This window comes from Pseudomonas capeferrum (assembly GCF_000731675.1).
Taxonomy (GTDB): Bacteria; Pseudomonadota; Gammaproteobacteria; order Pseudomonadales; family Pseudomonadaceae; genus Aquipseudomonas; species Aquipseudomonas capeferrum.
On sequence record NZ_JMIT01000002.1, the window covers coordinates 412,657 to 426,975 of the forward strand.

The 14,319-nt window shown below is 63.3% G+C and carries 13 protein-coding genes; 4 read left to right on the forward strand and 9 right to left on the reverse strand.

Going from position 1 to position 14,319, the window contains the following annotated elements; genetic code table 11:
• Positions 1–69: 69 nt before the first annotated feature.
• Genes ubiG through PC358_RS14370 form a run of 3 tightly spaced genes read left to right on the forward strand, consistent with a single transcriptional unit; the run spans position 70 to position 2,225 of the window.
• Entirely contained in the window at positions 70–768 is a 699-nt protein-coding gene (gene ubiG, locus PC358_RS14360; RefSeq protein ID WP_033700701.1) for a bifunctional 2-polyprenyl-6-hydroxyphenol methylase/3-demethylubiquinol 3-O-methyltransferase UbiG, read from the forward strand.
• Positions 769–770: 2 nt separating this feature from the next.
• Entirely contained in the window at positions 771–1,442 is a 672-nt protein-coding gene (gene mupP, locus PC358_RS14365) for an N-acetylmuramic acid 6-phosphate phosphatase MupP (RefSeq protein ID WP_033700702.1), read from the forward strand.
• A 42-nt stretch (positions 1,443–1,484) separates the two neighbouring features.
• Positions 1,485–2,225 (forward strand): YciK family oxidoreductase, encoded by a 741-nt coding sequence (locus PC358_RS14370; protein WP_033700703.1) that lies wholly within the window; start codon positions 1,485–1,487, stop codon positions 2,223–2,225.
• A 66-nt stretch (positions 2,226–2,291) separates the two neighbouring features.
• Here the strand turns inward: PC358_RS14370 and PC358_RS14375 are convergent, their stop codons facing one another.
• The 7 genes from PC358_RS14375 to PC358_RS14405 form a co-directional block, all read right to left on the reverse strand.
• The gene (locus PC358_RS14375) at positions 2,292–3,077 is read right to left on the reverse strand and encodes an iron-containing redox enzyme family protein (RefSeq protein ID WP_033700704.1); all 786 of its coding nucleotides are present in this window, start codon (positions 3,075–3,077) and stop codon (positions 2,292–2,294) included.
• Positions 3,078–3,139: 62 nt separating this feature from the next.
• Complete coding sequence (locus PC358_RS14380; RefSeq protein WP_033700705.1) at positions 3,140–5,596, reverse strand: EAL domain-containing protein; 2,457 nt, start codon at positions 5,594–5,596, stop codon at positions 3,140–3,142.
• A gap of 125 nt (positions 5,597–5,721) precedes the next feature.
• A complete protein-coding gene (locus PC358_RS14385) occupies positions 5,722–7,554 on the reverse strand; it encodes an ABC transporter ATP-binding protein (RefSeq protein WP_033700706.1) in 1,833 nt (610 codons plus the stop codon).
• Entirely contained in the window at positions 7,547–8,179 is a 633-nt protein-coding gene (locus tag PC358_RS14390; protein ID WP_033700707.1) for a DsbA family protein, read from the reverse strand. Before PC358_RS14390 ends, PC358_RS14385 begins: the two co-directional genes overlap by 8 nt.
• Positions 8,180–8,182: 3 nt before the next feature.
• A complete protein-coding gene (trhO, locus tag PC358_RS14395; RefSeq protein WP_033700709.1) occupies positions 8,183–9,115 on the reverse strand; it encodes an oxygen-dependent tRNA uridine(34) hydroxylase TrhO in 933 nt (310 codons plus the stop codon).
• A 116-nt stretch (positions 9,116–9,231) separates the two neighbouring features.
• A complete protein-coding gene (locus PC358_RS14400; RefSeq protein ID WP_033700710.1) occupies positions 9,232–9,528 on the reverse strand; it encodes a BolA family protein in 297 nt (98 codons plus the stop codon).
• 10 nt (positions 9,529–9,538) lie between these two features.
• Positions 9,539–10,063, reverse strand: a complete 525-nt coding sequence (locus tag PC358_RS14405; protein WP_033700711.1) for a DUF2059 domain-containing protein — start codon at positions 10,061–10,063, stop codon at positions 9,539–9,541.
• Positions 10,064–10,217: 154 nt separating this feature from the next.
• Between PC358_RS14405 and PC358_RS14410 the strand changes: the two genes are divergently transcribed.
• Complete coding sequence (locus tag PC358_RS14410) at positions 10,218–11,612, forward strand: class II fumarate hydratase (protein ID WP_033700713.1); 1,395 nt, start codon at positions 10,218–10,220, stop codon at positions 11,610–11,612.
• A 37-nt stretch (positions 11,613–11,649) separates the two neighbouring features.
• Here the strand turns inward: PC358_RS14410 and PC358_RS14415 are convergent, their stop codons facing one another.
• Positions 11,650–12,615 carry a DMT family transporter gene (locus PC358_RS14415; RefSeq protein WP_033700714.1) on the reverse strand — a complete coding sequence of 322 codons (966 nt, stop codon included), beginning with the start codon at positions 12,613–12,615 and terminating at the stop codon, positions 11,650–11,652.
• Between the two features lie 130 nt (positions 12,616–12,745).
• Positions 12,746–14,245: a polyphosphate:AMP phosphotransferase gene (gene pap, locus PC358_RS14420; RefSeq protein WP_033700715.1), complete on the reverse strand. Its 1,500-nt coding sequence runs from the start codon at positions 14,243–14,245 to the stop codon at positions 12,746–12,748.
• Positions 14,246–14,319 lie beyond the last annotated feature (74 nt).

The window sequence follows — 14,319 nt, forward strand, 5'->3', positions numbered from 1 at the left end:
AGCGACCCTCGGCCTTGAGCGCTCGGGTATACTCCGGCCCAATTTAGCGAAGTTTCAGAGGACTCTTAAATGAGCAACGTCGACCACGCCGAAATTGCCAAGTTCGAAGCCTTGGCCCACCGCTGGTGGGACCGTGAAAGCGAGTTCAAGCCGCTGCATGAAATCAACCCGTTGCGCGTCAACTGGATCGACGAGCGGGTCGGCCTGGCTGGCAAGAAGGTGCTGGACGTGGGCTGCGGTGGCGGCATTCTCAGCGAATCCATGGCCCTGCGTGGCGCCAAGGTAACCGGCATCGACATGGGCGAGGCACCGTTGGCGGTGGCCCAACTGCACCAGCTGGAATCCGGTGTCGAGGTGGAGTATCGGCAGATCACCGCCGAGGCGCTGGCCGAAGAGATGCCCGAGCAGTTCGACGTGGTCACCTGCCTGGAGATGCTCGAGCACGTCCCCGACCCTTCGTCGGTGATCCGCGCCTGCTACCGCATGGTCAAGCCCGGCGGCCAGGTGTTCTTCTCCACCATCAACCGCAACCCCAAGGCCTACCTACTGGCCATCGTCGGCGCCGAGTACGTGCTGAAGATGCTGCCGCGCGGTACCCACGACTTCAAGAAGTTCATCCGCCCCTCGGAGCTTGGCGCCTGGAGCCGCGCTGCCGGCCTTGAGGTCAAGGACATCATCGGGCTGACCTACAACCCGCTGACCAAGCACTACAAGCTGTGCGGCGATGTGGACGTCAACTACATGATCCAGACCCTGCGCGAGGAATGAGCATGCGTTTGCGAGCGGTACTCTTCGACATGGACGGCACCCTGCTCGACACGGCGCCGGACTTCATCGCCATCTGCCAGGCCATGCTCGCCGAACGCGGTTTGCCGGCGGTGGACGACAACCTGATTCGCGGGGTGATTTCCGGTGGCGCCCGCGCCATGGTCGCCACCACCTTCGCCATGGACCCGGAGGCCGAAGGTTTCGAGGCCCTGCGCCTGGAATTCCTCGAGCGCTACCAGCGCGACTGCGCGGTGCACAGCAAGCTGTTCGACGGCATGAGCGAGCTGCTGGCCGACATCGAAAAAGGCAACCTGGTGTGGGGCGTGGTCACCAACAAACCGATGCGCTTCGCCGAACCGATCATGCAACGCCTGGGCCTGGCCGAGCGCTCGGCGCTGCTGATCTGCCCGGACCACGTGAAAAACAGCAAGCCCGACCCCGAGCCGCTGATCCTGGCCTGCAAGACCCTGAACCTGGACCCGGCCAGCGTTCTGTTCGTCGGCGATGACCTGCGCGATATCGAGTCTGGCCGCGATGCCGGCACCCGCACGGCGGCGGTGCGCTACGGCTATATTCATCCAGAAGACAACCCCAACAACTGGGGTGCCGACGTGGTGGTGGACCACCCGCTGGAACTGCGCAAGGTGATCGACAGCGCGCTGTGCGGCTGCTGAGCGTCAAGCGCCAGCACCGCCCATAGAAATAGGGAATAGACAATGTTCGACTACACCGCCCGCCCCGACCTGCTCAAAGGCCGGGTCATCCTGGTGACCGGTGCCGGCCGCGGCATCGGTGCCGCGGCCGCCAAGGCCTATGCCGCACTGGGCGCCACCACGCTGCTGCTGGGCAAGACCGAGGCCAACCTCAACGAGGTCTACGACCAGATCGAGGCCGCCGGGCACCCGCAACCGGTGGTGATCCCGTTCAACCTGGAAACCGCCCTGCCCCACCAGTACGACGAGCTGGCGGTCATGATCGAAGACCAGTTCGGGCGCCTCGACGGCCTGCTCAACAACGCCTCGATCATCGGCCCGCGCACGCCACTGGAGCAGTTGTCGGGTGACAACTTCATGCGCGTGATGCACATCAACGTCAATGCCACCTTCATGCTCACCAGCACCCTGTTGCCGCTGCTCAAGCTGTCGGAGGACGCCTCGGTGGTGTTCACCTCCAGCAGCGTCGGACGCAAAGGCCGGGCTTACTGGGGCGCTTACGGGGTGTCGAAGTTCGCCACCGAAGGCCTGATGCAGACCTTGGCCGACGAACTGGAAGGGGTTGCACCCGTGCGTTCCAACAGCATCAACCCAGGCGCCACGCGCACGGCGATGCGGGCCCAGGCCTACCCGAGCGAGAACCCGCAGAACAACCCGCTGCCGGAAGAGATCATGCCGGTGTACCTGTACCTGATGGGGCCGGACAGCACCGGGGTGAATGGGCAGGCGTTCAACGCCCAGTGATTTGCGGGCTGTCTGTGCTGGCCTCTTTGTCGGTAAGCCCGCGAAGAGGCCAGCACAGGCAGACGATCAGCCTGCCGCCAAGGCCGGCCGCACCCGCCCCTGCTGACGCCCTTCCAGCTGCATGCAGTGCTCCAGGAACAGGTACATGCAGTCGTAGCTCTTGCAGATCGCCCGACGCAATTCGGTACGCAACCCCAACGTCGGGTTCTCCCCCGCCAAGGTGCAGATGATTTCCAGCGCTTCCCACGGGTGCGCATCGTCGTACTGCGCATGCATCTTCAGCCACTTCATGGCGCGCTTGCGCTGGTCCTCGGGGAAGCCCATGGCATAGGTGTCATTGGCGCACACCACCGCTGACCACTCCCCGGTCGCGCCTTCGATGGCATAGTTGGTCGCCGCCATGGAAATCGCCAGGTTTTCGGTGGCACACACCCGCCAGCACCAGTCGTTTAGCCCGTTCAATTCAGGCGGTACTTCCTGGGCCTGCAGCTCATGCAGGTGAATGCCATGGGCATGGCACCAGTGCACCCAATAGTCGGCATGGTTGAGTTCGACCCGGATGTTGCGCATCAACCAGCGCCGCGCCATGTCTTCGCCAGGGTGGCGGCCATAGCGGGTCTTGGTCAGGTTATGGGCCATGTACAGCGAAAACTGCTCGACCACCGGCCAGCCGCCGATCAGGTACTGACGGATGGTCGATGGCTTCAGCCGACCATCGCGCAGGCGCTCGTACAGTTCATGCTCGACCACCCGGCGCTTGCTTTCGCGGCACTCTTCAATGAGTTGCTGAGCCCATTGGGGGTAACTGGCGGGGTCCATCAATGGCCCGATACGAACGAATGCATCAATCACTTTCAGCTCCTTGATCCATGTGATTTTTCGGACGTCTTGTGTCAGCGAAAGCCGCTGTCTAACTAGCGAAATGTGCCAGGTGCCCGCTGCAACAGAGGCCTGGCGGCGATCCGTTGGCGTTGCAGACTGTCACAGGTGAACACCTGGGGGCGTTCGATCAGGTAGCCCTGGGCGTAATCCACGCCGATTTCCTGCAGGGCCTGCTCGATCAAGGGGGTTTCGACGAACTCGGCAATGGTCCGCTTGCCCATCACATGACCGATGTGGTTGATGACCTCCACCATGGCTCGATTGACCGGGTCGTCGAGCATGTCTTTGACGAAACTACCGTCTATCTTCAGAAAATCCACGGGCAAATGCTTCAAATAGGCGAACGACGACATCCCGGCACAGAAGTCGTCGAGCGAGAACCTGCAGCCTAGCCCTTTCAGTTCGTTGATGAAGCGAATAGCACTGCCAAGGTTGGCAATCGCACTGGTTTCGGTGATCTCGAAGCAGATCATGCGCGGCGGGATGGCGTACTCGACGAACAACCGCTGCAGGTACTCGAGAAACTTGTCGTCACCAATGCTCGACCCCGACAAGTTGATCGCGCAGATGGACAATGGCCCTTCGCGGCCTTCATCCAGGCACTGGCGGATGACCTGAAACACATTACGCACCACCCAGCGGTCAAGGGCGGTCATCAGGCCGTAACGTTCGGCCGCCGGGATGAAGCTGCTGGGCAGGATGGTACGGCCACTCTCATCATGCAGGCGCAGCAGGATCTCGATATGCCCAGGGCCATCGATGGCCTTCAACGCGGCGATTTCCTGGGCGTACAGGCAGAAGCGGTTTTCTTCAAGGGCCACGTGCAAGCGCTGTATCCAGGCCATCTCGCCAAAGCGCATGGACAGCTCGCTGTCGTCGGCGTGGTACACCTGGACCCGGTTGCGACCCTTTTCCTTAGCCATGTAGCAGGCCATGTCGGCGGCGCGCAGCAAGGTTTCCAGGGTGCCGGGTGCCTGCGCCATGTTCACCAGGCCAATGCTCACCGTGGTGACGAACGGCCGCCCCTTCCACACAAAATGCAGGCTCTGGACCATCTGACGCAACTGCTCGGCAATGCGCTCGGCCTGGTCCGGCGGGCAGTTTTCCAGCAGCACGCCGAACTCGTCACCGCCCAGCCGGGCCAGGGTGTCGCCTTCACGCAGGCCGGACTGCAACACGGCGCAGATATGCCGCAACAGCTCGTCACCCGCAGCATGGCCACAGGTATCGTTGACCAGCTTGAACTGGTCCAGGTCGAGGAACATCAGCGAATGCCGCCCCGCCTGGCGCGCCAGGCCGTTGAGCGCCAGCTCCAGGCGGTATTCGAACTCGCGGCGGTTGGCCAGGCCGGTCAAGGCGTCATGGGTCGCCTGCCAGGACAGGTTGGCGATGTACTGGCGCTCCTGGGTCATGTCGTGCAGTACCAGCACGATGCCACTGACCTGCCCGTCGCTGACAATGGGCGAACCCACCAGGTTTATCGACACGGTGCTGCCATCCAGGCGCTGGATCAGCCTGGCATGCTCGGCGCCACCCCTGAGGCTGCCGCTGAGTACCTGCTCGACCAGGCTGCGGCCATCTTCCTCGGCCTGTTCGTCCACCAGGCTGAACAACGCCGAAAGCGGCAAGCCCTGAGCCTGCCCGGCCTGCCAGTGGGTAAGCTGTTCGGCGGCGGGGTTCATGTAGCCGATGCTGCCTTCGACGTCGGTGGTAATGACTGCATCGCCAATGGCCTGCAGGGTAATCTGCGCCCGCTCCTTTTCTGCTTGCAAGGCACTGGCGAATGCCTGGCGCTGGGCCAGCAACTTGCTGGAACGGCGCCAGGCGATGGTGATGAGGACCAGCGCGGTGAGCAGGTTGGTGATCAGCAACACTTGCAGCAGCACGCGCGACCCCTCCCCCAGCGCGTCGCTGAAGGCTCTGGCGGCCGGGGTGACCCCTTCGTTGATGGCGACGATACGGGCCTTCCAGTCGCTGATGGTGCGGGCATCGACCGGGCCCTCGGCAAACCCTTTGCGCATTTCGCTGGCAAGCACATCCAGCTGGCCCAGGTAGCGGTCGCCGATGTCCCAGTAGTCGATGGCCGTCTGCATGTAGCTGATGTTGCGGAAGTTGCGATAGAACCAGATGATGCGTTCGACGTCGTTGGCGTGGTTGCCGCCCTGCAGCACAGCTTGGCGCGCAGCGTTCAGGTCTGGGTTGGGCTGATCGAGTACCTCACGCAACTGGTGGTCGCCTTGGGGCACCGTGATGGCCTGGCGGTAACGCTGGTACGTGCCTTCATCACGGTTGTCGGCGTACAGGTTGAGGTAATAGATGGCGTCTTTCTGAGCCTTGGACCACAAGCTCTCGCCCGCTACATAGGCCCGCACCGCCGAGAGCGTATAAAGGCTGATACTGCCCAGCGCCGCCTGGAAAACCACGACGGCGATGAAGGGCCAGATGATACCGAGCAACTTCGGCGCTTCTAGAGTGCGATGTCCCTTCATGGAGTCCCTGTCACAGAGCAGATAAGGCTCGAATCAACCCAGACAAGCACAGCGTAGGCCATTTGCCATCTGCGTGGAGGGGATTTTTATGACAGCCTGGCAGCCTATTCAGCCTGTTGGGGAGCTCAGGTTTGCTGAAGGTGCCCGTATAGCTTGGCGTACAACCCACCGTCGGCAATCAGTTGCTGATGGTCGCCATCTTCGGCCACATGCCCGCCATCGAACACCAGCACCCGATCAGCCTGCTTCACTGCCGACAGGCGGTGGGCGATGATCAGCGTGGTACGGCCATCGAGGAAACGTGCCAGGGCCTGGTGCAGGTTGTACTCGGTGGCGGCATCCAGCGCCGAGGTGGCTTCGTCGAGGATCACCACCTTGGGTTCGGCCAGCACCATCCGGGCGATGGCCAGCCGTTGCCGCTGCCCCCCGGACAGGCGCACGCCAGAGCGCCCGACCACACTGTCCAGGCCTTGCGGCAAAGCCGCGATGGTGGCGTCGAGCTGCGCAATGCGCAGCGCCTGCCAGCAGGCGTCGTCGCTGCAGTCGCGACCCATGGTCAGGTTGGCGCGTACGCTGTCGTTGAACAACGAAGGGTGCTGCAGCACCACCGCGACGTTTTCGCGCAGGGTCTCCAGGCCGATCTCCTGCAGGCTGGCACCGCCAAAGCGGATGGTCCCCGCCTGGGCGCTGTACAGGCCAAGCAGCAGTTGCACCAAGGTGCTCTTGCCGCCGCCACTGGCCCCCACGATGGCCACCTTCTCGCCCGGGGCAATGGACAGGTCGAGGTGGTCGAGCACTGGCTCCTCGGCATAGGCAAAGCGCAGGTCGCGAACCTCGATGCCCACCGTTTCGCGCCCCGCAAACGGGTCAGTGGCGGCCGGGTACTGCGGCTCGTCGGCACGCGCCAGCAACTCGTTGAGCCGGCTCAGGGCACCGCCAGCGGCATAGTAGGCGTATTGCAGGTTGAGCAGTTGCTCCACCGGGCCGATCATGAACCACAGGTAGCTGAACACGGCCAGCATCTGGCCGATCGACAGGTCGGAAAACAGCACCGTAAGCATCGCCGCAGCGCGGAAGATGTCGATGCCGAACTGGAACAACAAACCACTGGCGCGGCCACTGGCGTCGCTTTTCCATTGCGAGTCCACGGCGTAGTCGCGCACTTCCCGCGCACGCAGGCCAAGCCGACCGAGGAAGTAGCCCTGGCGGTTGCCGGCACGGATCTCCTGGATGGCGTCGAGGGTTTCCGACAGCGCCTGGGTAAAGCGCGCGGTGCTGTCGTTTTCAAGCTTCTTCAGGTGCTTGACCCGTTTGCCCAGCTGCACGGTGAAGTAGATCACCAGGGGGTTGAACAACAGGATCAGCAGCGCCAGCTGCCAGTGCATCCAGATCAGTATCGCCGCCGTACCGGTCAGGGTCAGCATGGCCACCAGGAAGCGGCTGAGGGTCTCGCCGACGAACTTGTCGAGGGTGTCCAGGTCGGTGACCAGGTGAGTGGTCACGGTGCCACTGCCCAGGCTTTCGTATTCCTTGAGGGAAATCCGCTTGAGCCGCTCGATCAGGCGGATGCGCAGGCGGTAGACGATGTCCTTGGCCAACCCGGCGAACAGCTTGGCCTGCACCACGTTGAAGGCCAGGGCCGCCAGGCGCAGGCAAAGCGTCAGCGCCAGCATCAGGCCGATATAGCCAGCGGCCACCTGCCAGTTGGCCGGCAGCACCTGGTTCATCCACTTCAGCGCAGCATCGCCGTTGCCAAGCAGCACTTCGTCCACCAGCAGCGGTAGCAGCAAAGGGATCGGCACGCTGCAACAGGCCGCCAGTACGGCAATCAGATTGGCGGACCAGAGGTTTTTCTTGTGATGCAGGGCCAAGCGGCGGATTTCCGCCCAGCTCAGGCGATCGGCCGCACTGTGAGGCTTCCCAGGCACAGGGTCGGGTGACCCAGGCACATCAAGCACAGGCAGCCTGCTGCAGCCAGCGGCCGAGCAAGGGTTGCAGGCGCTCCAGAGGCTGGTAGCCATTGGTCAGCAACGCCAGCTGGCCGTTGCGCTCGGCCAGCAGGGTGGGGAAACCGGCAATACCCAGGTCCTGCGCCCAGGTGAAATCAGCGGCTGTGGCCACACGGGTGTCGGCGCGGGCGAAGGCCTCGGCGAACGCCGCACGGTCAAAGCCTGCCTGTTCGGCCAGTTCGACCAGTTGCGGCGCGGTGGTGACGTCGACGCCGGCCGCGTAGAACGAGCCCTGGATCAGCGCCAGCAGTGGCCAGACGCGCTCGGCGTCCAGCTCGCGGGCAGTGACCAGGGCGCGGCAGGCAGGCTCGGTGTCGTAGACGAACCCATCGGGCATGGCGCCCTCGAAACGAAACGGCTGACCGGTGGCTTCGGCCACCGCCTGCCAATGTTCGAGGATGTACTTGCGGGTCGAGGCATCCAGGGCGCTGCCGCCCGTGCGCAGGCCGCCTGGCACCACGCGGGTCGGCACGCCGGCATCACGTGCCTGGGCGATCAGGGCCGCAGCCACCGGCGCGAAGCCCCAGCACCAGGAGCACATCGGGTCCATCACATAAAGCAGGCGTGCAGACATGCATCAGGCCTCGGCTTTGTAGTTGTAACCGATCGGGTGCGGTAGGTTGCGCGCCTTGGCCAGCTCGATCTGCTTCTGCCGGTCGATGGCGCTGCGGCGAGTCTTCTCGCTCAGGCTGTCCCAGCAGTGCGGGCAGCTCACACCTGGCGAGTAGTGCTCGGACGCGCGTTCCTCTGCATTGATCGGATGGCGGCAGGCATGGCACTGGTCATATTCGCCCTCGCTCAGGTCATGACGCACCGTGACGCGGTTGTCGAAGACGAAGCAATCGCCGTCCCACAGGCTTTCTTCCTGAGGCACTTCTTCGAAGTACTTCAGGACGCCACCTTTAAGATGATAGACCGCCTCGAAGCCTTCACCGAGCATGTAGCTGGAGGCTTTTTCGCAACGGATGCCACCGGTGCAGAACATCGCCACCTTCTTGTGCTTGCTCGGGTCGAAGTTGGCCTTGATGTAGTCGGGGAACTCGCGGAAGGTTTCGGTCTTGGGGTCGACGGCGCCCTTGAACGTGCCAATGGCCACTTCGTAGTCGTTGCGGGTATCGATCAGCAGCACTTCAGGGTCGCTGATCAGGGCGTTCCAGTCCTTGGGCTCGACGTAGGTCCCCACCTTCTGGTTGGGGTCAACGCCCGGTACGCCGAGGGTGACGATCTCTTTCTTGAGCTTGACCTTGGTGCGGTAGAACGGCTGCTCGTCGCAGTACGATTCCTTGTGGTCGACATCCACCAGGCGCGGGTCACTGCGCAGCCAGGCGAGCAGGCCGTCGATGCCTTCGCGGGTGGCCGACACGGTGCCGTTGATGCCTTCGTTGGCCAGCAGCAGGGTGCCTTTGACGTCATTGTCGAGCATGGCCTTGAGCAGTGGCTCGCGCAGTTCGACGTAGTCTTGCAGGGTGACGAACTTGTACAGCGCCGCGACGACGATCGGTTGTGACATGAAACTGAATCTCCTGGTGGTTGCCCTCGTAAGGGGCGGACCGGGTTGGACAAAAAGCAGGGGGCCGCAAAGCGGCCCCCGGATGGTGCAGATTCTACCAGATCAACAAAAAGGATTCAGTGCCCACCGCCTGCACACACCGGCGAGGCCGGTGCAACACCCACCTTGGCCCACTCCTCGGCAGTGTACGTGTGGATGGCCAGGGCATGAATCTCGCCCATCAGCTCACCCATGGTGGCGTAGACCTTCTGGTGGCGCTTGACGCTGTTCAGCCCGGCAAACTGCTCGCTGACGATCACTGCCTTGTAGTGGGTCTCCTGACCACGACTGTGCATGTGACTTTCATTGAGCACTTCCAGGTGTTGCGGCGCCAGCGTTGCCAGTTGTTGCTCGATGCGGTGCTGCATGCTCATCACGCGTTACTCACTTCTTGGCGGGGACGGCAGCCTTGCCAGCGTTCGGATCAAGCTCTTTGGTCATGTCTTCGAGCAGCTTGTTGACCACCGGCACTGCAGGTTCCAGGCTCTGCTGGGTCAGCTGCGCCGACTGCTGGGTAACCTTTGGCATTTCGCGCAACACTTTCTTGCCCAGCGGCGACTCGTAGAACTTGACCAGGTCCTTGAGTTCGGTCTCGGTGAAGGTCGCGGTGTACAGGTCGACCATTTTCGGCTTCAGCTTGTTCCAGCCGATGGCGTTGTCCAGGGCGGCATTGGCCTTGGCCTGGTAGCTTTCCAGTACCGGCTGCTTCGACGAAGGCGCTTTGGTCTGGGCAAAGCGCTGGGCGAACATCTGTTGGACCTGCATATAGACCGGAGTGCCCAGCTTGTCGGCGTTGGCCAGGGTCAGGAATTTCTCGGCGGCAGCGTTGTGACTGGCGGTGGCAGCGAGTACCTGGCCGCTGGCACAGGCCAGGGCGACGGCGGCACAGAGGACACGGAGACGGGTCATTGCATTTCCTTCAAGAGAGGGAGGCGGGTACCTCAGAGATGAGCATTCTGCGCTGTGGTGGCGATGTGCTCAAGTGGGGACGACGAGCGATGGAACCGCTCTGTCGAATCAGGGCCTAAACTGCGATTTCGAACCACAAAGGAGTGAGCGCAGAATGAGCCGTATCGAGACAGACAGCCTGGGCCCGGTCGAAGTTCCTGAGGACGCCTACTGGGGTGCGCAGACCCAGCGTTCGCTGATCAACTTCGCCATTGGCAAGGAACGCATGCCCCTCGCGGTGCTGCACGCCCTGGCGCTGATCAAGAAGGCTGCAGCACGGGTCAACGATCGCAACGGTGACCTGCCGGCCGAAATCGCCCGGCTGATCGAGCAAGCCGCCGACGAAGTGCTCGACGGCCAGCATGACGATCAGTTCCCGCTGGTGGTCTGGCAGACCGGCAGCGGCACCCAGAGCAACATGAACGTCAACGAAGTCATCGCCGGCCGTGCCAACGAACTGGCCGGCAAGGGCCGCGGCGGCAAGACGCCGGTGCACCCCAACGACCACGTCAACCGCTCGCAGAGTTCCAACGACTGCTTCCCCACGGCCATGCACATTGCCGCAGCCCAGGCGGTGCATGAACAGCTGCTGCCGGCGATCGCCGAGCTGTCGGCAGGGCTGGCCGAGCTGTCGGCGCGCCACCAGAAGCTGGTCAAGACCGGCCGCACGCACATGATGGACGCCACGCCGATCACCTTCGGCCAGGAGGTTTCCGCCTTCGTCGCCCAGCTCGACTATGCCCAGCGCGCCATCCGCGCCACCCTGCCCCCGGTCTGTGAGCTGGCCCAGGGCGGCACGGCCGTGGGAACAGGCCTGAACGCGCCACACGGCTTCGCCGAAGCCATCGCCGCAGAGCTGGCCGCGCTGTCCGGCTTGCCGTTCGTCACCGCGCCCAACAAGTTTGCGGCGCTGGCCGGCCATGAACCGCTGACCAGCCTGGCCGGGGCCTTGAAGACCCTGGCCGTGGCATTGATGAAAATCGCCAACGACCTGCGCCTGCTCGGCTCCGGCCCACGTGCGGGGCTTGCCGAAGTGCGCCTGCCAGCCAACGAACCGGGCAGCTCGATCATGCCTGGCAAGGTCAACCCGACCCAGTGCGAGGCGCTGTCGATGCTGGCCTGCCAGGTGCTGGGCAACGACGCGGCGATCGGTTTTGCCGCCAGCCAGGGCCACTTGCAGCTGAACGTGTTCAAACCGGTGATCATCCACAACCTGCTGCAGTCGGTGGAACTGCTGGCCGACGGTTGCCGCAACTTCCAGCAACACTGCGTGGCCGGCATCGAGCCCGACGCCGAGCAGATGGCGGCGCACCTGGAGCGCGGTTTGATGCTGGTGACGGCGCTGAACCCGCATATCGGCTATGACAAGGCAGCGGAGATTGCCAAGAAGGCGTATGGCGAGGGCAAGACCTTGCGCGAGGCGGCACTGGAGTTGAAGTACCTGACCAATGAGCAGTTCGATCAGTGGGTGCGGCCGGAGAACATGCTGGCACCGGGCGGCAAGGGCTGATTCAGCGGCTGCCGCTACTGGCCCTTAGCGGCGCAGGTTATAGATGCACCTGCGCCAGGCGGGCCTTTCTCGCCCGCCAGCCAGCGACCAACGAAGGCCCCAGCGCCACCAACGCCGACCCCAGCACCACCGTCACCGCACCCAGATACCCCAGGGCATTGATGTCCTCGGCATGCACATACGCCGGCCACATCCAGGCCGCAATAGCCACTGCCACAAAAGTCACCAGCGGCGTCAACGCCAACGTCGCACTCACCCGCGAAGCCTCCCAATGCGCCAGGGCTTCGGCGAAGGCACCATAAGCCACCAGGGTATTCAGGCAGCAGGCCAGCAGCAGCCAGCCCTGCAGCGGCGACAGTTGCAACGCTTCCAGCGGATGCACCCAAGGCGTGAGCAGCGCGGCGCAACACAGGTAGATCACCATCATCACCTGCTGTGAGTGCCATACCGTCAGCAGCTGCTTCTGGCTCAGGGCGTAAAACACCCAGATGCTGGTCGCCAGCAAAATGGTCAACACGCCTGTGGTGTATGCGCCGAGCGAGGTCAGCAGTTCTTCCAGGCGCTGATTGAAGAACAGGCCGAACCCCCCGATCAGAATCAGCAGGCCCACCCCCTGCCCCAGGCTGAACCGCTCCTTGAACACGAACACGCTGGCCACCAGCAACAGTACCGGGCCGACCTGTACAACCAGTTGTGCGGTGCCAGGGCTGAGCAGCTTGAGGCCGATCAGGTACAGCACGTAGTTGCCCATCAGGCCGAGCACGGCCACAGCCACCAGCCCTTTGCCCTTGCGCCCGAGCTTGCCGAACGCTGGCAGCCGGCGATTGGCCCCCAGCCAGGCGAACAACAGCCCACCGGAAACCAGCAGGCGGTACCAGGTGACGGTGACCGGGTCCATCACCAGCAGCACCTGCTTGAGCTTGATCGGCAGGATGCCCCACAGCAGCGCGGTCAGAAGTGCCAGGAACAGGCCATAGACCCTGCGTCCGGAAGTGGTGTGCATAAAGCCCTCGTTCAAGCCCGTGGTGGGGGTGGTTGGATTCTACGGGCTTGACGGGCGGCAGCGGGGCAAACAGCCGTGAAAAGAATTCATCAGGTCATTCCGCCGCGGCATGGCTGAACCCCCACTGGGGCTATTTTTTGTCTTTGGCAAATGCCGCTTCCAGCGCCTCATTGATAGTGCGCAATACCTTCACCCGTGCCCAGCGTTTGTCGTTGGCTTCGACTAGCGTCCACGGTGCGATCTCACTGCTGGTGCGGTCTACCATGTCGCCCACCGCCTCGGTATACAGGTCCCACTTCTCGCGGTTGCGCCAGTCGTCCTCGGTGATCTTGTAGCGCTTGAACGGTATCTGCTCGCGTTCCTCGAAGCGCTCCAGCTGGGTCTGCTGGTCGATCGCCAGCCAGAACTTGACCACCACCACGCCCGCATTCACCAACTGCTCTTCGAAATCATTGATCTCGCTGTAGGCGCGCATCCAGTCGGCCGGGGTGCAGAAACCCTCGACCCGCTCCACCAGCACCCGGCCATACCAGGACCGGTCGAAGATGGTGAACTTGCCCCGCGCCGGTATCTGCCGCCAGAACCGCCACAGGTACGGCTGCGCCCGCTCGTCTTCGCTGGGCGCGGCAATCGGCACGATACGGTACTGGCGTGGGTCCAGCGCGGCTGCCACCCGGCGGATCGCGCCGCCCTTGCCGGCCGCATCGTTACCTTCGAACACCGCCACCAAGGCATGCCGGCGCATGTGTTTGTGGCGCAGCAGGCCGGCCAGGCGCGCCTGCTCGGTCACCAGTTGCTCCTGGTAATCCTGCTTGTCCAGGCGCAGGGTCATGTCCAGGGCGCCGATCAGGCTGCGCTGGTCGATGCTGCGGCCCAACGGCGCGACGTTGCCGTGGTGCTTGCCCTTGGGGTTGTTGGCCAGTGCGGCTTGCAGGCTCTCCAGTAAAATGCGCCCCACCGCCAGGCTGCGATAGTAAGGGTCGACCCCCTCGACCACGTGCCAGGGCGCGTAGTCACGGCTGGTACGGCGCAGTACGCGCTCGCCAAACCGCACGAAGCGGTCGTAGGTCTCGGACTGCTGCCAGTCCAGCGGGCTGATCCGCCAGCTGTGCAGTGGATCGTCCTTGAGCGCCTTGAGGCGGGCTTTCATCTGTTTCTTGGAGAGGTGGAACCAGAACTTGATGATCAGCGCGCCTTCGTCGCACAGCATCTGTTCCAGCCGTTCGGCGCCAGTGATGGCCTGGTCGAGTACCGCGTCCTTGAATACCCCGTGCACACGCCCCTGAAGCATCTGGCTGTACCAGTTGCCAAAGAACACCCCCATCCGCATCCGCCCCTTCGGTGGCAGCGCCCGCCAGTAGCGCCAAGCCGGTGGCCGGGCCAGTTCCTCGTCGGTCTGCTGGTCGAAGGTGAGCACATCGATCATGCGCGGGTCCATCCACTCGTTGAGCAGCTTGACCGTCTCGCCCTTGCCAGCCCCTTCGATGCCGTTGATCAGCACAATCACCGGGAACCGCGCCTGCTGCTTGAGCTCGTACTGGGCTTCGAGCAGCGCTTCGCGCAGGGCAGGCACTTCGGCGTCGTAGGTTTCCTTGTCGATGCTGTGACCGATTTCGGCGGATTCGAACATGCAGTGGCTCCTTCAATGGATAAACAAGACTAGCGGATTTGTGCTGTGGCTGTGCCGCTGCAACCTGCGCAAAG